Origin of the sequence: Corynebacterium sp. HMSC036D02, assembly GCF_001836165.1 — a bacterium.
Classification (GTDB): Bacteria; Actinomycetota; Actinomycetes; order Mycobacteriales; family Mycobacteriaceae; genus Corynebacterium.
This window is the reverse complement of the sequence record NZ_KV827662.1, coordinates 85,093-107,992: the sequence shown is the minus strand read 5'-3', so window position 1 is coordinate 107,992 and position 22,900 is coordinate 85,093. Positions and strand designations below refer to the sequence as shown.

Sequence of the window (22,900 nt, the reverse complement as noted above, 5' to 3'; positions counted from 1 at the left end):
TAATCATGCGCGATTACGTAGAAATCGGCGTCGGCCGCGAGGCCCGCCGCACCTATGACCTGAACCAGATTTTCCTGGTGCCGACTCGCCGCACCCGTTCCTCCAAGGACGTGGACACCTCGTGGCACATCGATGCGTACACCTTTGAGGTCCCGTTCGTCTCCGCTCCGACTGATGCGCTGGCTACGCCTGAGTTTGTCATTGAGATGGGCAAGCAGGGCGGCCTCGGCGTTATCAACGCGGAAGGCCTGTGGGGCCGCCACGAGGACTTGGAGGGTGCGATTGCCCGTGTGACGGAGAACTTCGGTGACTTGTCGACGCTGCAGGATCTGCACGCAGCACCCCTGAACGAGGAACTGCTGGCCGAGCGCATCGCGCAGGTCCGCGATTCCGGCGTGACCGTGGCCGTGCGCGTCTCCCCGCAGCGTGCCCGCGAGCTGGCGCCCGTGGTTATTAAGGCCGGCGCGGAGTTGCTGTTCATCCACGGCACCCTGATTTCCGCCGAGCACGTGCAGACTGGCGGCGAGCCGCTCAACTTGAAGGAGTTCATCGGCTCGCTGGATACCCCGGTGATTGCCGGCGGCGTGGCGGATTACACCACGGCGCTGCACCTCATGCGCGCGGGCGCGGCTGGCATCATCGTTGGCTCCGGCGTGAACACCAACCCGGAGACCGTGGGCATTGATATCCCCATGGCGACGACCATTGCGGATGTTGCAGCCGCACGCCGCGATTACCTGGATGAGACTGGCGGCCGCTACGTGCACGTGCTTGCCGACGGCGACATCTTCACGTCTGCAGACATCGCCAAGGCCATTGCCTGTGGCGCCGATGGTGTTGTTCTGGGCCCGGTCCTGGCCCGCGCGGCAGAAGCCGGCGGCAAGGGCTGGTACTGGCCGTCCACGGCCGGCCACCCGCGTTTCCCGCGCGGCATCATCGAGCCGGTTGGCGTGGCCGATGCCCTCTTGGGCACCGGCACTTTTGGCGCCGATGCTTCTGGTGCTGATGCGTCTGGCAACGCAACTTCTGGCGCCGCCGAGGATGCCTCAGCGGGTGCGCCTTCCTTGGAGGTCGTGCTCCATGGCCCGTCCAATGAGCCGCTGGGTGAGCTCAACCTGGTCGGTGGGCTCAAGCGTGCCATGGCCAAGTGCGGCTACACGGACCTGAAGTCCTTCCAGAAGGTAGGCCTGGCCGTCCGCTAACTCGCCCGTTGTAACGCTGCTCCGCTCAACGAAGCCCGGGGCGGAGCTTATGTCATTGCTCCAGTGGCCGTGGCGCTGGCCTCGGTGGCCGTAGCGTCCGAGTCGCTGGCGCGTGGTTTCGGGCGCCACGGCAGCCGGGGCTTCTTCAGACGGCGTGGGCGCAGTGCCACCTTGCGGAAAACCACGCGCCCTCGCGCCGGCGCCATGGTTTGTAGTACTGAGGCCACCACCACCAGCCCGATAGCCGCCAGTTTGAGCTGGGACACGTTCTGGGAGAGCAGGATCCAGCCAAAGAGTGCGGCGAAGACGGGTTCCAGGGCGATCAAGATGGAAAAGACGTTGGGGGCGAGCCTGCGCAGCGCAAGGAATTCCAACGAGTAGGGAATGAGCGAGGCCAGCACGCCCGTGCCCAGGGCAAACAGCAATAGGGTGGGGTCGCTGGCCAACGCCACCGCTCCGCGCCCACCCACTGGCAGGAGCACGAGGCCGCCGATGAGGAAAGCCATAGCCAAGCCGTCTGCACCGCTAAAGAGCGCCCCGGCCTTCTTGCTGGCCAAGATATAAGCAGCCCACATCGCGCCGGCGCATAACAAGAAGAACACACCTCGCAGGTCGAGGGGGTCTCCGTTGAAGGAATCCAGGCCCATCAGGCCCATGCCGGTTAGGGCGAGGGCGACGCAGGTGGCGTCGCGAAGCGAGCGGGAGAGACACGCCGCCAGCAGCAGCGGGCCGAGGAACTCGATGGTCACGGCAGGCCCCAGCGCAACCAGCTCGATGCCGGAATAGAAGAAACCATTCATCAGGCCCAGAGTGAGGCCGAACATGGTGGCAGAGATCCATTTTTCGCGGCTCCATGTGTGCACGCGCGGTCGCGCAATGGCGAGCAGAATCACGGCGGCGAAAAGCAGACGCAGCGAGGCGGTGCCCCACGGGCCGCCAATGGGGAAAGCTGAATGGCGAGGCTCGCGCCGAGCTGGAGTGAAATGCACGAGCCGATGACGCACAAAACTGCAAACGGATTGGTCATGCAGTCCATTGTGGGGTGGGAAGAACTGTTAGTCTATCTACAGTTTTTAACACGTACCTGTTAGAGATTCTGTCATGTTGGACCTGCACCGCCTCGGCACCGTCACTGCGGTGGCGGAATCGTTGCGCTATACGCACTCGGCAATCTCCCAGCAGCTGGCGCAGTGCGAGAAGGACGTCGGCGTGGCGCTCTATGAGAAGGTCGGCCGGCGAGTGCGGTTGACGGAGCAGGGAGAAATCCTTGCTTCCTACGCGGCGGAGCGAATGCTCGCCTTGGCGGATGAGGCCGAGTCACAGGTCATCGAGCCAACCAACGCGGTGCGCGGCACGATTAAGGTCACGACGTTTCAAACCATCATGTCCTCGCTGGTCCCGCGGGCGCTCACGGAGCTGGCCAGGGAGTACCCAGACCTGCGCGTGCAGATCATCCAGCGCGAAGCCGAAGGCGCGATGGAGCTGCTGGCGCGCCGGGAGGTGGACCTCATCCTGGGTGAAGAGTATGAGTCGGACATGCCCGCCACGGATGAGCACACCCACAGGGAGCTGCTTCTCGACGACCCCCTACGCCTCATCACCCCACTCACCGGCCCCTGGAGCGAGCTGCGCTTGGAGGATTTTGCAGCACATGACGAGGAAATCCCCTTTGCCATGGACCCGGAGGAGTTTTTATTGGGGCGCTTCGTCCACCGGCTGTGCCGCCGGCATGGTTTTAACCCCAGCGTGCTCTATGAAACCCCGGACCCCTTCCTGCACGCGCATCTGGTGCGCACGGGCCACGCGGTGGCGGTGATCTCGGATCTTTTCCTTGAGGAAATCGAAGGCGTGCGCGTGGTTGCCTTGCCCGGTAATCCCACCCGCACGCTCTACACCGCGGTGCGCGCCGGGCGCGAGGGACACCCCGCTTTGCGGGCGTTCCGGGAGGCGCTAGGCAAGGCGGCTGCCACCGCTAAAGATTTTGGGCCACTCCCTGCGGTCTAGGGTGTGGGTTCTTGCGTTAAACTGATGACCGTGACTAACCCAAATACAACCCCGCGTCCTGTCCTCGTGGTGGACTTTGGCGCCCAGTACGCGCAGCTCATCGCCCGGCGCGTGCGTGAGGCCAACATCTACTCCGAGGTTGTCCCCAATTCTGCCTCCGTGGAGGACATCAAGGCCAAGAACCCGGCCGCGCTGATCCTCTCCGGTGGCCCGTCTTCCGTATACGCGGACGGCGCCCCTGTTCTGAAGCCGGAGCTGCTCGAGCTCGGCATTCCGGTCTTTGGTATCTGCTACGGCTTCCAGTCCATGACCCAAGCCCTGGGTGGCACCGTGGCCTCCACGGGTGCCCGCGAGTACGGCCGCACGGACATGACCGTGTCCGGCGGCGTGCTGCACAAGGGTCTGGAGGACACCCACAAGGTGTGGATGTCTCACGGCGATTCGGTCACGGAAGCCCCGGAGGGCTTTGAGGTGACGGCGTCGTCGGAAGGCGCTCCCGTGGCAGCCTTCGAGTGCCTGTCCAAGCAGATGGCCGGCGTGCAGTACCACCCGGAGGTTCTCCACTCGCCGCACGGCCAGGCGGTGCTCACGCGCTTCCTGACTGAGGTAGCAGGCCTGGAGCAGAACTGGACCGCAGAGAACATCGCGGAGCAGCTCATCAACGATGTGCGCGAGCAGATCGGCGAGGAAGGTCGCGCTATCTGTGGCCTGTCCGGTGGCGTGGATTCCGCCGTGGCCGCAGCCCTCGTGCAGCGCGCTATCGGTGACCGTTTGACCTGTGTCTTCGTTGACCACGGTCTGCTGCGCGCGGGTGAGCGTGAGCAGGTGGAGAAGGACTTCGTGGCGTCGACTGGCGCCAAGCTCATCACCGCTGACGAGCGCGAGGCTTTCCTTTCCAAGCTGGCCGGCGTGACCGAGCCGGAGGCCAAGCGTAAGGCCATCGGTGCGGAGTTCATCCGCTCCTTCGAGCGTGCCGTCGACCAGGCGCTGGACGGCCAGGACGCCGCCTTCTTGGTGCAGGGCACGCTGTACCCGGACGTGGTGGAGTCCGGTGGAGGTGACGGTACCGCGAACATTAAGTCCCACCACAACGTGGGCGGCCTGCCGGACGACGTCGAGTTTGAGCTCGTCGAGCCGCTGCGCCTGCTCTTCAAGGATGAGGTGCGCGCGGTTGGCCGCGAGCTGGGCCTGCCGGAGGAAATCGTGGCGCGCCAGCCTTTCCCGGGCCCGGGCCTGGGCATCCGCATTATTGGCGAGGTCACCGAGGAGCGCCTCGAGACGCTGCGCCAGGCGGACCTCATCGCGCGTACCGAGCTGACCAACGCTGGCCTGGATGGCGAGATTTGGCAGTGCCCGGTGGTGCTGCTTGCCGACGTCCGCTCCGTCGGCGTCCAGGGCGACGGCCGCACCTATGGCCATCCGATTGTCCTGCGCCCGGTGTCCTCCGAGGACGCCATGACCGCGGACTGGACCCGCCTGCCGTACGACGTGCTGGAGAAGATCTCCACCCGCATCACCAACGAGGTTAAGGAAGTCAACCGCGTGGTGCTCGACGTGACGTCGAAGCCGCCGGGAACCATCGAGTGGGAGTAAGCACCGAAAGGCACTGGGACGCGCACTGCATCAGTGCTGTGGAGTATCTCAGTGAGATAGCGCAGTGCTAGAGAGCGTGCAGCGAAGCAAACTCCCCGACGCTGCGTAGCGCGGCCGAGCCTTGAAATAACAGGGCGCGGCCGCGCTCCTGCGTTTTCGGCCTCGTTGCACCAAGCTTGCGTGGCTGATCGCTTTGACGTCGTCACCGTCTTTGCGGCCGCGAGCTCCGCCCGAGCTGTGCTATTTGGAGCCTTGATGCTGTTCAGCTCAGCGAATTGGTGGCGAGTTCCCGCATGCCTTTATAACGCGCGCGCGAGTAGCCGCACGCCGAGCGAAAAATCTCAGCGAGCGGCTGGTTAGAGTGGCTTGTTGAAGGGGCTAGTCGCGTGCGGCTGCTGCCTACGTCTCCGTTGCTCTATTGAACCGGTGACCAGCAACTGGCGCCTTGGCTGAACCGGTGCCCCGACGACCGAAAGGTCTCGGTCGATGTTTCTGCCCTGGATGCAGGGCGAAGATTCACGGGCTAGTTGAATTTGGTGGCAGGGCCGGAGGTTTGCCGTCATGACGCGTCGGCGCACCGGGGTCGGGGCCGGAACGTGAGTCGGGAGGGCCGGATGTCGGCGGTTCCGTGGATGGCCGAGCAGCTGTACGCGTCCCAGAACTCAGGGCGGACCCCGGGGCCGCAGGAGTTGCAGGGGCCGGAGCGGAGCGCGGCGGGTGGGCCGGGCTTTCGATGGGAATCGGCGGGCCGGCCCACGGCGGCAGGTAGTGCACGCGGCCATTGATGCGGTCGAGATGTCCTCGGCCGGTGGGCTTTTCCGGATCATCGTCATTGACCGCGTTGTGATACGCACACAGCGGCACCATATTGGCCATGTTCGTCGGCCCGCCATCTTGGAAGCGGGTGAGGTGGTGGATCTGGGAGTCGTCGGCAGGCGCGTTGCACCCGGGCCAGGCGCACGTCGGGTGCTCTGCAGACAGCGCGAGGCGCTGCTTGGTGTTAGCGAAACGGCTCGCCATGTACAGATTCACGGGGCCGTGGTGGGGGTGGACGAGGGTGATGAGGCCGACGTCGGCAAGCTTTTCGCGTACGAACTCCGCACCCGTCATCGTCGCCCCATTGGTCAGCTGCAGTTCGATCTCCTCACCATCACCGTCGACGATGCGGTCGAGCTCATCCAAGCGCACGATGACGTTGGACTGCAGCTTTTGGCCCGAGCCGCCCCCGCCGCGGAACACGGTATGCGCCGCGGTGAGCAAGTCCTTGTCGGTGGTCTTCAGTACGGCCAGCAGCTTCGAGATGTTGAGCGAGGAATCCGTAATACTCAGCGTGTGGTTGCGGCCTGCGCGCCGCGTCACCCGCACGCCCGGGGCGGGGTCCTTGGGCGGGTGCCACTCTTTGAGCTTGGCCTTCGCCACCATGGGGATTTTCTCCCGCGGGGTAGCGGCCAACAGCTGGCGCAGCTCCCACGCCTTGCAGGCCTTGAGCTTGGAACAATAGCGCTCAATCTCGAGGAGCGTGAACACATCGTGGCCCGTGCGGCGGGCCTTGCGCTGCCGGGAGCGGAACATCGTGTCCCCGAAATACACCGCGTGCAGTCCTAGGAGCTTCTCCGCGAAATCCGGCCGCGCACCCATCTCAACCAGCTGCGCGCGCGTGACACCGGCGCATTGCTCGACCACGTCGAGCCCGCGCGCTAGTGCTTGAATGTAACCCCCCAGTTGCATAGCTCACAGCCTAAACCAGGTTGGGGAACCTCGCTACTTGAGCGCCGAAATTGCAGCGCAGAGCTTATCGACGTCCCCTTCTTCCGTCGACCACGCCGTACAAAAACGCACCACGCGTAGGCCTTCGTGTTCTTCGAAGAACTGGCACACGAAGTCCTGCGAGAGCTTTTCTTCTTGCTCGCGTGTCAGCAGAGCGAATTGCTGGTTGGTGGGGGAGTCGAAGAGCATGTCGATGCCTGCGGCGCGGAATGCCTCGGCTATGCGCTGTGCTTGAGCATTGGCGCGGGCGCAGATCTGCTCGTAGAGGGTCGTTGCAGCTGTGCCGGTGACCTCAATGTCTGGGGTAGTTGCGCTAGCGTTTGCGTAGGAAGCGTTGGTTCCGGGGAGCGTATCGGCGGATCCACGAGGGGCGCTGAAGAGGGCAGCGAATTGCGCGCCGAGCAACCAACCCTTGGCCAGCAGGCCGCCGTTTTGCTTCATCGCATTGCGAAAGCGCGGCGCACCCGCGGGGAAGACGATGGCTTCGCCGAAGAGGGCGCCGCATTTGGTGCCGCCGATGGTGAAGACGTCGACAAGCGCGGCCAGGTCCGGCAGCGTGATATCCGAGGCGGACAGGCCGTAGCCGAGGCGGGCGCCGTCGACAAACAGACCCAACTCGTACTCGTCGCAGACCTCGCGCAGGGCCACGAGTTCGGCGCGGGAGTAGGCGGTGCCGAACTCGGTGGGCTGCGTGATGTAGACCAGTGCGGGCTCCGGCATGTGCTCCTCCACCCCGGAGGCGCGGTACTCGTCCATGCACGCGCGAACCTGCGCGGCGGTGATCTTTCCCAGCTGGTTTGGCAGCGTGATGACCTTGTGCCCGGTGTGCTCGATAGCTCCCGTCTCATGGGTGGCGATGTGCCCGCTATCCGCCGCGATAACACCCTCCCAGGGGCGCAGTTGGTGCGCGATGATGGTGGCGTTGGCTTGCGTGCCACCGACCATGAAATGCACCTCGGCGTTCGGCGCTTGGCAGGCAGTGCGGATGCGCTCAGCAGCCGTGGCACAGAGCTCGTCGGCGCCATAACCGGCATAAGCCCCACTCGCCTCCGCAATGGCTTCGAGGACGCGGGGGTGGGCTGAGCGGTGGTAGTCGTTGCCGAAGTGAATCATGGTGGGTAAGTCTAGCCGGTGACGGTGACCTCGCCGATGCCTGCGTCGATGTGAATGTTCAGCAGCGCGTCAGGGTCTCGGCGCTCGGTGCAGTTACTCTCACCCAGGCCGTCATCACAGGTCAGCGCGACGGGGATGTCCTTCGGGAGGATGACCTCGACGGCGCCGATGCCTGCGTCGACGGTGACGTCGTGCTCGTCTTTCAGGTCGTGGAGTTGGCTGAAGTCTACCGTCGATTCGCCGATGTCCAGGTCGTAGTATTCCTCGAGCTCATCTTCATGAGTGGGCGCGATGTCTTGCTCACCGGCGTTGAAGCGGAAGCTGAAACCGGATTCGTCGTCGGCCTCGGAGACGAAGGTGACTCCAAGGAAGGCGATCGTCAGGGCGGCCCCCACAGCACCGAGCGCAATTGCGCCCTCGACCCACTGCGAACCGCGCTTCTTTGTCGGTTCTTCCCGCGGGCCCGGCTCCGGCAGGTCCCAGGCATCGGGCACCACACCGAGCGGATCCCAGGACGGCGGGGGCGTGCGCCCTGGCGGGAAGGGGTGGCCGTCTGCCGGGGTATAAGGGTTGAGGTTGACAGGTTCCTCGCGCACCGGCTGCTCGGCAGCTAGTAGCCCGCTGGGTGGTAGCGGCTCGCGTTGGTGAAGGGCGTACCACGCCAGCGCTAACAGGCCGAAGGTCAGTGCAGCGGGCGGAAGGCCGGCGAGGAATTGTCCGCTCAAGAACAGCGGGCCGGAGCCAAACGTCAGAAGGACGCCGATAATCAGCACCCAGCCGAGCTCTTGTTCCTCCTTGACGCCATCCTTGCCCAAGGCCGCATCGAGCGGGCAGTAGGGTGAGCCGAAGCGCGGCATGAGCGCCCACGCGGCGAGGTAGGCGGCGATGCCACCGCCGAAAGCCAACGCGGCGACCACGAAGGCCACGCGCACAATCGTGGGATCAAGCTGGTAGCGCACCGCGATGCCTTCGCAGACACCAGCGATGTGCGCGTCACCGCCCTGTTTCTTGGGAAGGCGGACGGGGCGGGTCGTCCACATCTGGTTGAGTGTGCTGTTCTTCGTCATGCTTTTATGGTGCCGCGTGGGGCCTCGCGGCGGTATCGGTAATCGCCCTGATTTTTCGACCTCAGGGTTGTCCCCGATGTGCCCGAGGGGTGGTGCGTGGGACTATGTCTAGTATGACTTCGCCCTATGTGCCTGCAGAAAACGCGGCGCCTTATCCCGTGATGTCGCGCCCCCAATCTGGCCGCGTGGTCGCCGGCGTGGCGGCGGGGCTGGCGCAGAATCTTGGGGTTTCGGCGCTCTCCGTGCGCATCGCTTTGACCGCGTTGACTCTGCTGGGTGGGGTGGGGGCGATGGCCTATGCGGGGCTGTGGATCTTCACGCCCGCGCTTGACGACGCCCCCTCCACCCGCCGCAGCCCCCTTTCCCTCGTGCTGGTGTTCCTGGCGCTGGCGGGTAGTGCGGTGGGGGTGTTGGGGGTTTCGGGGGCGTCGCTAAGCGTGGCGGTGCCGTTGGCAGTGGTGGCCATCGGCGCGGTGCTGGCGTGGTTGGCGTATGACCGCGGGCTGAACACGCCGGTGGGCCTGGTTGCTGTGGCGGCCGGTGCCGTCTTGGTCATCGGTGGCGTTGTGGTGGCGGCGGTGACGTGGGAGAGCGGATCGGGTTCGGCGATCCTGGCCACGGCGCTGACGCTGGTGGGCTTCGGTGCGCTGGTGGTGCCGCTGGTGTTGAAGCTCTGGCGTTCGCTATCGCAGGAGCAGGCGGCCAAGGCGGTTTCAGAGGAGCGCGCCGAGATTGCCGCCCGCCTGCACGATTCGGTGCTGCAGACGCTGGCGCTGATTCAGAAGCGGGCGGGGGATTCGCGTGAGGTGACGCGTTTGGCGCGCGCCCAAGAACGCGAGCTGCGCGCCTGGCTTTTCGACGCCCCCTCCGCCGCCCCCACTACCTGTTTTGGTGCTCTCGAAGCGGCGTGCGGGGAAGTGGAAGATCTCTTTGACATACGGGTGTCCGCGGTGACGGTGGGTGAGGACACAGAGCTGACGGAGTCCGCGAAGCTGCTTATCCAGGCCGCGCGTGAGGCGATGGTCAATGCCGGCAAGCACGCAGGCGTGGACGTGGTGGATGTCTACGCGGAGTTGTTGGCGGGCGAGCTGAGTATCTTTGTGCGTGATCGCGGGGTGGGTTTCGACGTGGAGAATATTCCTGCTGATAGGCATGGGATTCGTGACAGTATTCGCGCGCGCGTAGAGGGATCTGGTGGGCGCGTGCGGATTTCCTCGACCCCGGGGGAGGGCACCGAGGTGGAGCTCGCGGTAGCGTTATGAGCATGGTGAAGGTCTTTTTGGTTGATGATCACTCCGTCTTCCGTGCGGGCGTGCGCGCGGAGCTGGCGGCGTCCTCGGAGATTGAGATTGTGGGCGACGCCGGCACCGTTGCGGAGGCGCTGGAGGGCATTGCGCGTACCTCGCCGGACGTGGTGCTTCTCGACGTCCACATGCCCGATGGCGGCGGCCTCGCCGTTATTAACGCGACGGCTAATCAGCCGGCGCGGCCGGTGTTTTTGGCGCTGAGCGTGTCGGATGCGGCGGAGGACGTGATTGCGCTGATTCGGGCGGGCGCGCGCGGGTATGTGACGAAGAATATTTCCGGCCCGGATTTGGCGCGCGCGATCCTGCAGGTCAACAGCGGGGATGCGTATTTCTCGCCGCGCCTGGCGGGCTTTGTCCTTGATGCTTTTGCCTCCGGCTCGCCCGCGCCGGAGCCGGAGGAGGGACAGGACCCGGCGGTGGATGCGCTCACGAGGCGCGAGCTGGAGGTCTTGCGGTTGCTCGCGCGCGGCTATACGTACCGCGAGATTGGCAAGCAGCTGTTCATTTCGGTGAAGACGGTAGAAACACACGCCTCCAATATTTTGCGCAAGACCCAGCAGTCCAACCGCCATCAGCTCACGCGCTGGGCCACCTCGCGCGACCTGGCTTAGGTGGCCCGCACACACCAGGCTTGGGGAAAGGTCTAGGCGGACCGACCCAGACAGCTCGGCCCGCACGCCCCGGGCGTTGGGGGAGACGGGCTGAGCCTAGACAGGGGGTGCGTAGGCGAGCTTGCGGGAGCCGTCGACGTGGGGAAAGAGCAGGAAGGCCGCGCCCGCAACGAGCACCCACACCAGAGCGCTGCCCCAGGCAGGTAGTGCGAGGAGCGGGGAGAACATGACCATCAACCACAGCACAATGAGGGGAATAAGCTGCGCCGCATTGGGCAGCATGGTGACGTTGTGGTGCTGGGCATAATCGCGCAGGTCCGCGCGGTAGGGGTGCAGGAACACGAGCGCGCAGGCCGCGAGGAGGAAGAGCAGGCTGAGCCCTAGCGCGAGGCCGAAGTGGATGCGGCTGGCACCCACCGCCACGGCGGCACCAGCCAGCAGCGAGGCGCCGAGGCGTACCCACGGCGGAGTGGGGATCGGGGTGGTGTGCGCGTGGAGGGGATTCATGGCGCCTAACGCTACCAGCGCAATTGCGCGCGTCCGGAGAGAGGTTCATAATAGGAACCATGAATCAAACAGGTGTTCGCGTAGTGGGTGGATCGCAGGCCGAGCAAATTGCGGTCCTGCGCGCCCAGATTCAACGCCTGGAAACCCCGGATGTTGCTGCGCAGGTGCAGCCGGAGGTGGAGCTTCTCGGCGTCCCCGAAGGGCTATCTGAGCTGCTCCCGGGCGGTGGACTTCCCCGCAAGCGGGCAACCGCCTGTGCGGAATGTGCCGCGCTCGTCGTGGAGCTGGTCTCCCATGTTAGCGCGGCGGGTGGACACGTCGGGGTAGTGGGCTGGCCGGATCTCTCACTCGCACAAGTGACCGAGAGTGGTGATATCTCCCGGGTTATCACGGTGCCCGATCCAGGTGTAGAACCCTGGGCGGTGACCGGCGTGCTGTGCGAGGGGCTGGACCTCGTCGTGCACAAAGGCACAGGCGAGCTGAGCCCCACCCGGGCGCGCCCCGTGCTGGCGAAAGTGCGGGCAGGGCAGGCAGCCCTGCTCACCGTGGGAACCCGGCTGTCGGGCACAGCTGTGGAGATAGGCGCGGAAGTTGTCGCTGTGCATGGCTTGGGCCGGGGCAGCGGACGGATTCGGGGAGTTGATATAGGGGTGCGGGTGGCGTCGGCAAGCATGCGCCCGCGTCGTGGAGTGCTCACGTGTGGGCAGCGGCCGGACACTCGCCCGCGCCTGGAGGTCGTGTGAGGGTCGCGGCGCTGTGGTTCCCGGATTGGCCTATCCAGGCGCTGCAGGACGCCGACAGGGCAGCGTGCGCTATCGCCGCCCAGCACCGCGTGGCGGTGTGCAACGCGGCGGCGCGCCGGGCGGGGGTGCGTCGCGGGATGCGGGTGCGCCAAGCCCAAGCCCTCCTGCCGGAGTTGCGCGTGGAGGAGGCCAACCCGGATCGGGACGGGGTGGTCTTCGCGGAGATCGCCGCGGGGCTGGATGCGGTGGCCTCCTCGGTGGAGGTGCTGCGTCCGGGCCTGGTCATCGTGGATGCGGGCGCGGCCGGGCGTTTCCACGGCAGTGAGGCAAAGGCGGTGGAGATGCTTGTCGACGCCACCGCCAGATCCCACCTCGACGCCACCGTCGGCGTCGCCGATGAGATTGCTACCGCGCTGATTGCCGCGCGGCACCGCAACCTGGGCGCGGTAGTTCCGGCGGGGCAATCGCGCGAATTTCTGGCTCAGCAGCCGGTGGGAGTATTGGCTGCGGAGGTGGCGCTGGGGTGTGCGGCGGACGTGGTGCACGCCTTGGAGCAGTTGGGCGTGCGCACTTTAGGGGAGCTAGCGAGCCTGCCGCTGCGCCAAGTTACCACCCGTTTCGGCGAGGTCGGGCGGCGGTGCCACGCGGTGGCCGCGGCCGCACCGGATAGGCGCGTGACGCCGGAGCTTGCACGCCCTGATTTGGGTGTGGAACAGGGTTTTGAGGAGCCTCTGGAACGCGTGGATGCTGCGGCTTTTGCCGCGCGCCAGCTCGCGGCGCGGCTACACGGCGCTCTCGAGGAGGCCGGCGTGGTGTGCCTGCGGCTGCGCGTTGCCGCGGAGTTCGAGGGCGGCGAGCGCCTGGAGCGGATTTGGCGTACCCAGGAAGCGCTCAGCGAGGCCGCCACGGCGGACCGCGTGCGCTGGCAGCTCGATGGCTGGCTGAGTGCTGCGCGGGCGGGGAGTGCGCCGGGTGAGGGAGGGGGCATCGTCAAGCTGGCGTTGGAGCCAGTGGAGGTTGCCCCGCCGGGGGATGGGCTCCTGTGGGGTGCGGGCGAATCCGCCGAGCAGGCCAAGCGCGTCATCGCGCGCGTGCAATCCCAGCTGGGGGTGGACCGCGTGCTGCAGCCCCGCCCGGCGGCCGGGCGCGGGGTGGCCGAGCGCATCGAGTACGTCCCCTATGGCGAGCAGCGTGATCCGCAGCCGGAAGGCACGTGGCCGGGGCGCATCCCAGCGCCGCTCCCGGCGAGCCTGGCGCACCCGGCCGCGCGGATTCGGCTTATCGACTCCTCCTCGAAGGACATCATCGTCACCGCCGAGGCCCTCCTCTCCGGGGAGCCAGCGGGCCTGGGGTGGGGGCGCCACCGCTACCGGGTGACCGGTTGGGCCGGCCCGTGGCCCGTGGACTCTGAGTGGTGGGAAGCAGGTGCGGCGCAGCGCTGCGCGCGTCTGCAAGTCGTCGGGGAAAACGACAAAGGCCAGCGCGCCTGGCTCCTCGTGTGGGCAGGCGGGCGCTGGTCAGTGGAGGCAACCTATGCCTGAACTGCTTAGTTCAGGATGTCGATAACCAGGCGCGTCGGCGCCCTGAGCACCTGAACCGAATACGGGTGGCGCTCATTAAGCCCGATAACGAACTGCGAGCGAGCCTCGAAGGTACCGCTGCTGACCACCTGGGTCACCAGCCCGCCGGCACCCTTTACAGTGCCGATGTTTGGGTCTTCCATGTCGAGTTGGAAGGGATAAGCGGTGCCGTCGATGCTGACGTCGAGCGCGGTGGAACCTTCATAGGCAATCGGGTTGCCGGAGCCCTGCTGGGCGGGGGCATCGGTGTAATCGATGAACCAGCCCGGTGAACCGTTCCCTACGAATTCGAAGACTACGCGGTCAAAGCCCTCGTGTTTACCCACGCGGACATCGGTCACCACCAGCTCCGAGGGGGCCGGTGGGCGGAGGGTTTTCATCTCCATGTTGGCGTCGCCCAGCGGGGTCAGCCCAGCCGGTGCGGCGGGGGCGGGGGCAGTGGGAGTAACGGTAGCCGTGGAGGTGGAGGCGCCGGACAGGGTGGCGTCGAGAGTCTTCGTGGGGCCGTCGGAGCTGTCGTCCGGGGAGGAAGACGGAGCGCATCCCTGAAGCGCGAGCGCACCCGAGACAACGAGTGCGGCCACTGGGGTGGCTGTGCGCAAGAGGTTATGTTTCGGCATGACTTCGAGCGTAGTGGCACCACAGGGAATTATATGCATCGAGCTAAGCATCGTAACCACATTGTTGTGAAAGAAGTGATGCCAGTTAAGATGGCGCCATGACCTTCTGCTCCGACGTCCAGGTCGAGCCCCTGGCTGGTACCGCTAAACAAGAATCTGTGTACGTCCTTTTTGAGTGGCCCACGGCGTGGTCGCGCGACGTGCTCGATGGCCGTACCTTCGGCCCGGGCCTCACCGAGAAGCTCAAGGCCAAGCTCAAAGGCGTGGCGGGCCTGCAGCTCATTCGCCGCCCCGGGCGCGCCGGGCACGAGCGGGGGACGGGGCACTTCCGCTGTTTCGTCGTGTGGGCACGCGAGGGCTTAGTGCAGGATTACGTCCTGAACGGCCCGGAGGACATCCTCGATCTGGATCTGGAGCACCCCACCGGCACGTGCCTGCCGCTGGTGCTCGTGTGCACCCACGCCAAGCGCGATGCCTGCTGCGCAATCAAGGGCCGCCCGCTTGCTGCCTCCCTGGCATGCGAATTTGAGGAGACCGTGTGGGAAACCTCCCACACCAAGGGACACCGCTTCGCGCCGTCGGTGCTGCTGATGCCGTGGGGCTATTCCTTTGGCCGCCTCAACGTGGAGGCCGGCCGCGAGCTCGTGGGCAAGGCCCTACACGGCGAGTATTTCTACCCCGCCAACCGCGGTTCCGGCCTCACCACGCCCCGGGGTCAGGTGGCGGAGCTTGCGGTGGCACGCCAGCTTCTCGACGCCTCCGAGATCCTCCACTACGGCGACCTCACCGTCGACGCAGCGGAAAACACGGCCGCAAAGAATAACGTCGTTGTGCGCCACCGCGACGGCCGCGTATGGGACGTGGAACTGGAAGAAAAAGAGGCCTCCGGCATCGTCTCCTCCTGTGGAGACGAACCGAAGACCTCGTCCTATTTTGCCGCGCGTCGCGTCGAAAAGCGCAGCGTATAGAGCACGGGGTCGGCGCGGTTAGCGGCGCATAATCTTGGCCGAGAGCCAGTTACCGAAGAACTGCGCTGCCTGCACCAGCACAATGATGATGAGGGTAGCCACCACGGTGACCTCCCACTCGAAGGCGCGGTAGCCGTAGACGATGGCGAAGTCGCCCAGACCGCCGCCGCCGACGTAGCCGGCCATCGCGGACATATCGACGATGCCGATGAACAGGAAGGTGTAGCCCAGCACCAGCGGGCCCAGCGCTTCCGGGATGATGACCGTGGTGATGATCTTCCACGGCGAAGCACCCATCGCGCGGGCCGCCTCAATCACGCCCGGATCCAGCGCCACGAGGTTCTGCTCCACGATGCGCGCCACCGCGAAGGTAGCCGCAATGACCATGACGAACGTGGCCGGTTCACGGCCGATGGAGCTGCCCAGCACCGCCACCGTCAGTGGCTGGACAAAGGCCAGCAGGATGATGAACGGGATCGGGCGAATGAAGTTCACCAGAATGTTGATGACGAAGTGAATGGGCTTGTTCTGCAGGATGCCGCCCGGGCGCGTGGTGTAGAGCAGGATGCCCAGCACGAGGCCGATGATGCCGGCGAGCACCAGGGTGGTGGCGACCATGATGAGGGTGTCCTTGATGGCGTCGACAAGCGTGCTGCCCAGTCGGTCCCAATTGGCCTGCGCGAGGTAGGTGACGTTCATCGTTGGATCTCCTCAATGTCGGTGGTGCGTTGCATGTGGGCGTAGAAGTCTTCGATGGCGGCGTCTGGGCCGTTGAGGCGCACGGTGATCTTGCCGAAGGAATGCTTCTGCAAGGTGGTGATGCCGCCGTGGACCACGGCGATAGACACGCCCTCGTCCGCGAGCTTGCCGGCGGCGCCAAAGAAGCCCGATTTTTCCGTCAGGTTGATGGTGAACAAACGTCCTTCGTGGGCCAGTAGGTCATCGGCCTCCACGACGTCCGGGGTGTTGCGCAGCGAGGTGGCCACGAACTTCTCCGCCACCTTGGTCTGCGGATTGGAAAAGACCTCGTAGACGCTGCCGGCCTCGATGACGCGGCCGCTTTCCATGACGGCCACCTTGTCGGCGATGGAGCGAACGACGTCCATCTCGTGGGTGATGACCACGATGGTGATGCCGAGGTCGCGGTTGACTTTGCGCAGCAGGTCAAGAACCTCGTGGGTGGTGGTGGGGTCGAGCGCCGAGGTGGCCTCATCCGCCAGCAGCAGGGAGGGGTTATTAGCCAGGGCGCGGGCGATGCCGACGCGCTGCTTCTGGCCGCCGGAGAGCTGCTCCGGGTAGTTGTCGCCCTTGTCCGCCAGACCGACGAACTCCAATAGCTCCTGGACGCGCTGCTTACGCTCTTGCTTCTCGACGCCCTGCAGCTTCAGCGGGTATTCAATATTGCCCGCCGCGGTGCGCGAGGACATGAGATTGAACTGTTGGAAGATCATGCCGATGTTGCGGCGGATGCCGCGCAGCTTGGACTCGGGCAGGGGGACGACATCGGTGCCGTCGAGAAGCAGCTGCCCTGAGGTCGGCTTATCCAGGCCGTTGATCATGCGCACCAGCGTGGACTTGCCCGCGCCGGAGAAGCCGATGATGCCGATGATCTCGCCGGGCTCGACGGTCAAAGAGACATCATCAAGCGCTGTCGTGGTGGTTTTCTTGTTTTTAAAGACTTTGGTGATGTTGCGGAATTCAATCCGGGTGCCCCGGTGGGCGCCTTGTTGTTCAGTCACGTGGTTTTCCTTTGTACGTGTCCGTGTGGTGAATAAGCAGGGAGTAACGGGCAAAATCCCCCGGGTCACGCAAACGAGCGTGAGCGCGGGGGAGGAGGGAGATTCGCTTAACTGGAGGAGGCTTCCTCTTCCAGCCGCTCCAGAATCTCCTGAAGCTCTGCCTGTGGTTTATCCACAAAGATGGTGGTGCCACCCGTGGTGTCTTGTACCGCGGCCTTCACCTCATCGGAGAGGTAGAGCTCAGCCAGCTTCTTGACCTTCTCATTGTCTTTGTCTTTTTCCTGCACAGCCCACACGTTGACGTAGGGGTCGAACAGGATCTTCGGGTCGGCGTTGGGGTTCTCCGGGTCGTCGTAAAGCACGGCGTCGGCCGGGTTGATACCCGCGCGCTTGAAGAAGGAGTTGGTGATGATGGCGGGCTTGCCTTCGCCGAAGGCGGACGGGGTCTGGGAAGCATCGACCGGGGTGATGCTTACCTTGGATGCGGCCTCGTCGATGTCGGCGGGGTCCGGGGTGAGCTTGCCCTCTTCCTTGAGCTTCAGCAAACCGTTGGCTGCCAGCAGGTTGATGGCGCGGCCCTGGTTGGTGGCGTCGTTGGGGATGGCGATGTCCTGGCCCTCGATGCCGTCGATGCTGTCGTGGCCCTTCCAGAACAGCGGCATGGGGTAAACCTGCGTGGAGGCCACCGGAACGAGGTTCGTGCCGTTGCCCACGTTGTACTCAGCGAGGAACTTCAGGTGCTGGAACTTGTTGGTATCCGTGCTGCCCTCAGCCAGGGACTGGTTGGGGGTGGCATAGTCGGTGAAGCTCTTCATCTCGATCTCGATGCCTTCCTTGGCAGCGAGCTCTTTGAGTACGCCCCACTCCGGAAGCTCGGCGTCGGTGGTGCCGACGATGATGGGATCCTCGGCGGTGCCGGCGGCGAAATCGGAGCTTGCAGACGAGCAGGCGACCAAGCTGGTAGCAGCAACCAAGCTAGCGGCGGCGGCTGCTACGAGGCGGCGGATGCGCATGATTCGTCCTTTACTAGTTAGTCAGTGGTGGGATTGTGCTTAGACCTGCTCTTCGAGGCGCTCCAGGATCTCCTGGAGCTCCTCCTGGGAGCGGTCGACGGCCACGGCGGTGTCGCCGGAGGACTTCAGAACGGCGTCGGTGACCTTCTGGTCCTTCCACAGCTCGGCCAGTTCGTGGAGGGTCTCGTTATCGGCGTCGTCGGCACGCACGGCCCAGACGTTGATGTAGGGCTCGGCCTCGGTGGAGTCCGGGTCATCCTGAGCGACGGCAGACTGCGGGTCAATGCCAGCGCGCTCGAGGAAGGAGTTGTTGATGACGGCCGGCTTGCCCTCGCCGTACGCGGCCGGGGTCTGGGCGGCGTCCACCGGGGTGACCTTGACCTTGGACTTCTTTTCATCGATGTCCAGCGGGGTGGGGGTCAGCGGGCTGCCTTCCTTGAGGGTGACCAGGCCTTCCTGAACCAGCAGGCCGATGGCGCGGCCCTGGTTGGTGGAGTCATTCGGGATGGCGACTTCCTGGCCTTCGATGTCAGCGAGGTCCTTGTGGTCCTTCCAGTAGATGGCCAGCGGGTAGATTTCGGTGGCGGCCAGCGGGACGAGGTCGGTGCCGTTGCCCTTGTTGTACTCAGCCAGGAACTTCAGGTGCTGGAACTTGTTCGTCGTTAGCTTGCCCTGGTCCAGAGCCTGGTTCGGAGTGTTGTAATCGGAGAAATTCTCCAGCTTGACGTCGAAGCCAGCTTCCTTGGCCAGGTCCTGGAAGACGGCCCACTCTTCCATGTTGGCATCGGTGGTGCCGATGGTGATGGTGGAGTCCTTGGTGATGGCTTCGCCGGAGTTCTCGGACTCGGCGGAGTCCGAGGAGTCGGAGGAGCAAGCAACCAGGCCGGTTGCGGCGATGACGGCTGCCGAGGTGGCAGCAAGTACGCGACGGATGCTCATGGTGGGTTCCTAGTGTCCCTTCTTGGTTTGTGCGGCAAGTCGTGTCACCGCAGGAGTGTTCACTGCAGGAAAAACTAGCAACGATTGAACCGCTTTGTCTATCCGAGTATTTGTTCAACGAAAACCTTGACTGGAATACATGTTCGAATATAGTGTGTGAGGCTATGAGATTCAATGGGGGCGAGGCTCTGCCGTGGTCCCGGGTGGAGAGGATTCTCTCGGGCCGTCCAGGGCCCGTTCCGGTGTCGGTGGATCACCTGCCGCAGGCCACGGACGCGCCGAAGGTGGGGCATTCTGCCGTGCCTTTCGCCGAGCTGCACGCGGTGAGCTCCTATAGTTTCCTGCGCGGTGCCTCCGAGCCGGAAGAGCTCGTGGCGCGCGCCGTCGAGCTGGGACTGTGGGGGATTGCGCTGGTAGATCGGGATGGATTCTATGGCCTTATGAAGTTTGCGGAGGCCGCCGCCAAGGTGGGGCTGCCCGCCGTCTTCGGCGCGGAGCTCAGTCTTGACCCGGCCCCGCTGACGGTCTTGGCGCGCACCCCGGAGGGCTACCGGCGGCTATCCCGGCTCATCTCCCGCGCACACATGGAGGCGGGAGAGAAGGGGGTCGTGTCCTATCCTTCCCTGGCGGAGATTGGTGCGCAGTTGCAGGATGAGTGTCTCTTCCTGGTGGGCTGGGAGTGGGTGGAGCATTTCGATCTTCTGGTCGATGGAATAAAAATAGACAGCATGGTTCTGGAGTATGCATGTACCCAGCTTCCGGAGGACGCGGACCACCACCTGCTGTTGGATTCCTTGCCAGTTCCGCGCGCCATCGCCACCGCCCGCCCAGCTGCCGCGGCACGGGAACACGCGCGGTTGGCTGGAGCCAAACAGGCCTTGTCCAGACGCCTCGCGCTTGCCGACGCCTCCCCCAACTCCCACCCCATGGGCTCGTCCTGGCTGCGCTCCGGGGAACAGATGGCGCGCTTGCTGCCTGAGCGTCCCGAGCTCATTGCGGAAACCGTCCGCGTTCTCGAGGAGTGCAGCTTCACGTGGGAGGCGCTGGCCCCGAACCTGCCTGATTTTGACGTGCCGGAAGGCCATACCGAGATGTCCTGGCTGGAGCACCTCACCTTCGAGCGCGCGGCAGCGCGCTATGCCACGCGCCCCGAGGAGATTCGGCGCAGGGCGTGGGGGCAGATGCGGTACGAGCTGGGCGTCGTCAAGCAGCTGGGCTTTCCCGGCTACTTCCTCATCGTGTGCGATCTCGTGGACTTTTGTAAACGGGAGAACATCCTGTGCCAGGGGCGCGGGTCGGCGGCGAATTCGGCGGTGTGTTTCGCGCTGGGGATTACGAATGCGGAGCCGATTTCCGCGGGCCTGCTCTTTGAGCGCTTCCTCTCCCCGGACCGCGATGGCCCGCCGGATATTGACATCGATATTGAATCCGGGCGGCGTGAGGAAGTCATTCAGTACGTCTATGCCAAGCACGGTCGCGAGCGCGCCGCGCAGGTGGCCAACGTGATTACGTACCGCCGCAAAGGGGCGTTGCGGGATGCTGCCCGCGCGTTGGGCTATCCGCAGGGTTCGGCCGATGCCTGGTCGAAGGGCATTGCGCCCGCGCCTTCGGATGTTGAATCCTTAGCCGAGCAGTTTCTGGGCCAGCCGCGCCACCTGGGTATTCACTCCGGCGGCATGGTGCTCTGTGATCGACCGATTGCGGATGTCGTGCCCGTGGAATGGGCGCGCATGGAGAACCGTTCAGTGCTGCAGTGGGATAAGGATGATTGTGCCGCGGCCGGGCTGGTGAAGTTCGACCTGCTGGGCCTGGGCATGCTCGAAGCCCTGCACCACATGATGGATTTGGTGGAGGAGAGCACCGGCAGGGTGGTCAACCTGTGGGAGTTGGACCTGGCTGACGTGGAAGTCTATGACATGCTCTGCCGCGCGGATGCGGTGGGCGTGTTTCAGGTGGAATCGCGCGCGCAGCTGAGCACTCTGCCGAGGCTCAAGCCGCGGGTCTTCTTCGACCTTGTGGTGGAGGTCGCCCTCATCCGCCCGGGTCCCATCCAGGGCGGGTCGGTGCACCCCTACCTGCGCCGCCGCGATGGCAAGGAGCCGGTGGCCTATGACCATCCGGTGCTGGAGAAATCCCTGGGCAAGACGCTGGGGATTCCGCTCTTTCAGGAGCAACTGATGCAGATTGCGGTCGATGCCGCCGGTTTCAGTGGCGCGGAGGCCGATGACCTGCGGCGCGCGATGGGCTCGAAGCGCTCGCCAGCCAAGATGGCAGCGCTCAAGCAGCGCTTCTATGAGGGCTTGGAGGAAACCAACGGGATTGTCGGGGAGGTGGCGGATAAGTTGTGGGCCAAGATCGTGGCTTTCGCCGCGTATGGCTTCCCGGAGTCCCACTCGCAGTCTTTTGCCTCCTTGGTGTACTTTTCGGCGTGGTTTAAGCGCTATTACCCGGCGCAGTTTTGCGTTGGCTTGTTGCGCGCGCAGCCGATGGGCTTCTATTCGCCGCAGTCGCTTATTCAGGATGCGCGCCGCCATGGGGTGGAGGTGCTGCCGGTCAGCGTCAACGAATCGGGCCGCGAGGCGCGCGTGGTGGTGGGCGCGGACGGCCAGGCTCGCATCCGCTTAGGCCTCAACCTCATCAAAGGCCTAGGTGATAAGGCCGCCGACCGAATTGAAGCGGCCGCGCCGTTTGTCGACGTCCCCGATCTCTCCCGCCGCGCCGATCTCACCGTCGATCACGTGGAGACCCTCGCCGTGGCGGGGGCCTTGGATGTCTTTGGGATGGATCGCCGCCAAGCGCTGTGGCAGGCGGGTGTGGCCGCAACGGAGCGGGCGGGAATGCTGCCGGGGCTGTCTGCTATCGAGGCGCCGTCCTTGCCGGGGATGAGCGCTTTTGAGCTCATGGCGGCGGACGTGGCGAGCACCGGCGTGACCCACAATCAGCAGCCAATGGAGCAGGTTCGTGGGGAATTGCAGGCCCGCGGAATCCTATCGGCGGCGGACCTGCCGGGCGTGGAGGATGGCACTCGCGTGCGCATAGCCGGGGTGGTCACGCACCGCCAGCGCCCGCACACAGCGGGCGGCGTGGTCTTCTTCGGTCTGGAGGATGAGACCGGGTTGATGAACGTGATGGTCTCACCCGGCCTGTGGGCCCGGGATAAGGTCACCGCGCGAACAGCGCCCGCGCTCATCGTGCGCGGCATTGTGCAGAATGCCTCCGGGGCGGTCACCGTTGCCGCGGACCAGCTTGAGCCACTGGCCTTCGGTGAGGCTCTTTCGTGGGGCTCGCGGGATTTCCGCTAGTGCTCGACGCTGAAGAGATCGCCGGGCTGGCACTCCAGGGCCGCGCAGAGTGCGGCGAGGGTGCTAAAGCGCACGGCCTTGGCGCGATTATTCTTCAGCACTGAGAGGTTCACCGGGGTGATGCCGACTTGCTTGGCCAGGTCGGTGCCGGTGATCTGGCGCTGGGCCATCACCTCGTCGAGGTGGCAGGTCACGATAGGTTCAGTGTTGTTAGACAAGGCCATCCACATCCTCTTCGAGTGCGCTGCCACGCTTGATGGCTACGGAAAAGAGAATCAGCACGCAGACTGCGATATAAGGGATGGCCAGTTCCGCTAGGGGCGTGCCCGTCTGGTTGGCCCACCAATCAATTCCTAAGTCGTTGGCGGCCCAGTTATTGCCCATGCCCTCGATGCCGAAGCGGGCGATGGCCCACACGAAGATGCACACGGCGAGTCCGTTGAGCGAGCGCGTGGAGCGGGGGTCGAAGAGCTTGCCCTGCTGCATCGTGCGGGCAAGGGAGAAGATGAAGCCCGCGGCGGCGAAGATCGCCACGATCTTGAGGATGAGCGCGGTCATGAGCATCCAGTAGGCGCCGCCGTCCAGGTTGTGGGCGCCGAGGCCTTCCGGCACGGCCGCGCTGAGCGCGGTGTGAAACGTGCCGTCGAAGACATCCCTGGCGTAGTTGGGCAGGATGAGCGCGATGGTAAGAGCGGCGATGAAAATGGCGGCGCCGATGTCGCTGCGCTCCTTTTTGGCCTTCTTTGCGGGGTCTGTCATGGTTGTCCCTTCCGCCGATATCTTATCGACTATCGATGTTGTCGTAATTCGATAATATCGATTAGC

At 64.9% G+C, this 22,900-nt stretch carries 21 protein-coding genes; 9 read left to right on the top strand and 12 right to left on the bottom strand.

Annotated elements, in window-relative coordinates; all coding sequences use genetic code 11:
• The first annotated feature begins 5 nt into the window (after positions 1–5).
• On the top strand, positions 6–1,202 hold the full coding sequence (locus HMPREF2743_RS03860) for a GuaB3 family IMP dehydrogenase-related protein (RefSeq protein WP_070818201.1): 1,197 nt from the start codon (positions 6–8) through the stop codon (positions 1,200–1,202).
• A 47-nt stretch (positions 1,203–1,249) separates the two neighbouring features.
• Here the strand turns inward: HMPREF2743_RS03860 and HMPREF2743_RS03855 are convergent, their stop codons facing one another.
• Complete coding sequence (locus tag HMPREF2743_RS03855) at positions 1,250–2,191, bottom strand: EamA family transporter (RefSeq protein ID WP_246824459.1); 942 nt, start codon at positions 2,189–2,191, stop codon at positions 1,250–1,252.
• A gap of 112 nt (positions 2,192–2,303) precedes the next feature.
• Here HMPREF2743_RS03855 and HMPREF2743_RS03850 point away from each other — a divergent pair, with 112 nt between their 5' ends.
• Both HMPREF2743_RS03850 and guaA read left to right on the top strand, forming a co-directional pair.
• Positions 2,304–3,206 carry a LysR family transcriptional regulator gene (locus HMPREF2743_RS03850; protein WP_070818200.1) on the top strand — a complete coding sequence of 301 codons (903 nt, stop codon included), beginning with the start codon at positions 2,304–2,306 and terminating at the stop codon, positions 3,204–3,206.
• Between the two features lie 24 nt (positions 3,207–3,230).
• Positions 3,231–4,799 (top strand): glutamine-hydrolyzing GMP synthase, encoded by a 1,569-nt coding sequence (gene guaA / locus HMPREF2743_RS03845; protein ID WP_070745572.1) that lies wholly within the window; start codon positions 3,231–3,233, stop codon positions 4,797–4,799.
• A 516-nt stretch (positions 4,800–5,315) separates the two neighbouring features.
• Here guaA and HMPREF2743_RS03840 read toward each other — a convergent pair.
• From HMPREF2743_RS03840 to HMPREF2743_RS03830, 3 genes are read right to left on the bottom strand one after another with little or no spacing between them, the layout of a single operon-like run.
• The gene (locus HMPREF2743_RS03840; protein WP_070818199.1) at positions 5,316–6,527 is read right to left on the bottom strand and encodes an HNH endonuclease signature motif containing protein; all 1,212 of its coding nucleotides are present in this window, start codon (positions 6,525–6,527) and stop codon (positions 5,316–5,318) included.
• A gap of 33 nt (positions 6,528–6,560) precedes the next feature.
• Positions 6,561–7,679 carry a threonine aldolase family protein gene (locus HMPREF2743_RS03835; RefSeq protein ID WP_070818198.1) on the bottom strand — a complete coding sequence of 373 codons (1,119 nt, stop codon included), beginning with the start codon at positions 7,677–7,679 and terminating at the stop codon, positions 6,561–6,563.
• A gap of 11 nt (positions 7,680–7,690) precedes the next feature.
• Complete coding sequence (locus tag HMPREF2743_RS03830; protein WP_070818197.1) at positions 7,691–8,746, bottom strand: PspC domain-containing protein; 1,056 nt, start codon at positions 8,744–8,746, stop codon at positions 7,691–7,693.
• 113 nt (positions 8,747–8,859) lie between these two features.
• Here HMPREF2743_RS03830 and HMPREF2743_RS03825 point away from each other — a divergent pair, with 113 nt between their 5' ends.
• Together HMPREF2743_RS03825 and HMPREF2743_RS03820 are read left to right on the top strand one after the other, a co-directional pair.
• Positions 8,860–10,008 carry an ATP-binding protein gene (locus HMPREF2743_RS03825; protein WP_187357532.1) on the top strand — a complete coding sequence of 383 codons (1,149 nt, stop codon included), beginning with the start codon at positions 8,860–8,862 and terminating at the stop codon, positions 10,006–10,008.
• Positions 10,009–10,010: 2 nt separating this feature from the next.
• Positions 10,011–10,664 (top strand): response regulator, encoded by a 654-nt coding sequence (locus tag HMPREF2743_RS03820; RefSeq protein ID WP_070527938.1) that lies wholly within the window; start codon positions 10,011–10,013, stop codon positions 10,662–10,664.
• Between the two features lie 96 nt (positions 10,665–10,760).
• Here HMPREF2743_RS03820 and HMPREF2743_RS03815 read toward each other — a convergent pair whose 3' ends face one another.
• The gene (locus HMPREF2743_RS03815; protein ID WP_070818196.1) at positions 10,761–11,171 is read right to left on the bottom strand and encodes a hypothetical protein; all 411 of its coding nucleotides are present in this window, start codon (positions 11,169–11,171) and stop codon (positions 10,761–10,763) included.
• A 59-nt stretch (positions 11,172–11,230) separates the two neighbouring features.
• On the opposite strand from HMPREF2743_RS03815, the gene HMPREF2743_RS03810 reads away from it, so the two are divergent.
• Positions 11,231–11,914 (top strand): hypothetical protein, encoded by a 684-nt coding sequence (locus HMPREF2743_RS03810; protein WP_070818195.1) that lies wholly within the window; start codon positions 11,231–11,233, stop codon positions 11,912–11,914.
• Entirely contained in the window at positions 11,911–13,455 is a 1,545-nt protein-coding gene (locus tag HMPREF2743_RS03805; RefSeq protein ID WP_070818194.1) for a DNA polymerase Y family protein, read from the top strand. Before HMPREF2743_RS03810 ends, HMPREF2743_RS03805 begins: the two co-directional genes overlap by 4 nt.
• Before the next feature lie 5 nt (positions 13,456–13,460).
• On the opposite strand, the gene HMPREF2743_RS03800 is transcribed toward HMPREF2743_RS03805, so the two are convergent.
• Entirely contained in the window at positions 13,461–14,114 is a 654-nt protein-coding gene (locus HMPREF2743_RS03800) for an AMIN-like domain-containing (lipo)protein (protein ID WP_070745561.1), read from the bottom strand.
• A 98-nt stretch (positions 14,115–14,212) separates the two neighbouring features.
• On the opposite strand from HMPREF2743_RS03800, the gene HMPREF2743_RS03795 reads away from it, so the two are divergent.
• On the top strand, positions 14,213–15,082 hold the full coding sequence (locus HMPREF2743_RS03795; RefSeq protein ID WP_070745559.1) for a sucrase ferredoxin: 870 nt from the start codon (positions 14,213–14,215) through the stop codon (positions 15,080–15,082).
• 18 nt (positions 15,083–15,100) lie between these two features.
• Here HMPREF2743_RS03795 and HMPREF2743_RS03790 read toward each other — a convergent pair whose 3' ends face one another.
• The 4 genes from HMPREF2743_RS03790 to HMPREF2743_RS03775 form a co-directional block, all read right to left on the bottom strand.
• Positions 15,101–15,781: a methionine ABC transporter permease gene (locus HMPREF2743_RS03790; RefSeq protein ID WP_070521487.1), complete on the bottom strand. Its 681-nt coding sequence runs from the start codon at positions 15,779–15,781 to the stop codon at positions 15,101–15,103.
• On the bottom strand, positions 15,778–16,821 hold the full coding sequence (locus HMPREF2743_RS03785; RefSeq protein WP_070818193.1) for a methionine ABC transporter ATP-binding protein: 1,044 nt from the start codon (positions 16,819–16,821) through the stop codon (positions 15,778–15,780). The genes HMPREF2743_RS03790 and HMPREF2743_RS03785 overlap by 4 nt, the downstream gene beginning before the upstream one ends.
• 107 nt (positions 16,822–16,928) lie before the next feature.
• A complete protein-coding gene (locus HMPREF2743_RS03780) occupies positions 16,929–17,834 on the bottom strand; it encodes a MetQ/NlpA family ABC transporter substrate-binding protein (protein WP_070818192.1) in 906 nt (301 codons plus the stop codon).
• 39 nt (positions 17,835–17,873) lie between these two features.
• On the bottom strand, positions 17,874–18,773 hold the full coding sequence (locus HMPREF2743_RS03775) for a MetQ/NlpA family ABC transporter substrate-binding protein (protein WP_010189433.1): 900 nt from the start codon (positions 18,771–18,773) through the stop codon (positions 17,874–17,876).
• Positions 18,774–18,937: 164 nt separating this feature from the next.
• Between HMPREF2743_RS03775 and HMPREF2743_RS03770 the strand changes: the two genes are divergently transcribed.
• Entirely contained in the window at positions 18,938–22,075 is a 3,138-nt protein-coding gene (locus HMPREF2743_RS03770) for an error-prone DNA polymerase (protein ID WP_070818191.1), read from the top strand.
• On the opposite strand, the gene HMPREF2743_RS03765 is transcribed toward HMPREF2743_RS03770, so the two are convergent.
• Both HMPREF2743_RS03765 and HMPREF2743_RS03760 read right to left on the bottom strand, forming a co-directional pair.
• A complete protein-coding gene (locus tag HMPREF2743_RS03765) occupies positions 22,072–22,299 on the bottom strand; it encodes a helix-turn-helix domain-containing protein (RefSeq protein WP_046648395.1) in 228 nt (75 codons plus the stop codon). The two genes, HMPREF2743_RS03770 and HMPREF2743_RS03765, sit on opposite strands and share 4 nt — an antisense overlap.
• Positions 22,286–22,834: a DUF2975 domain-containing protein gene (locus HMPREF2743_RS03760; RefSeq protein WP_083316540.1), complete on the bottom strand. Its 549-nt coding sequence runs from the start codon at positions 22,832–22,834 to the stop codon at positions 22,286–22,288. The genes HMPREF2743_RS03765 and HMPREF2743_RS03760 overlap by 14 nt, the downstream gene beginning before the upstream one ends.
• Positions 22,835–22,900 lie beyond the last annotated feature (66 nt).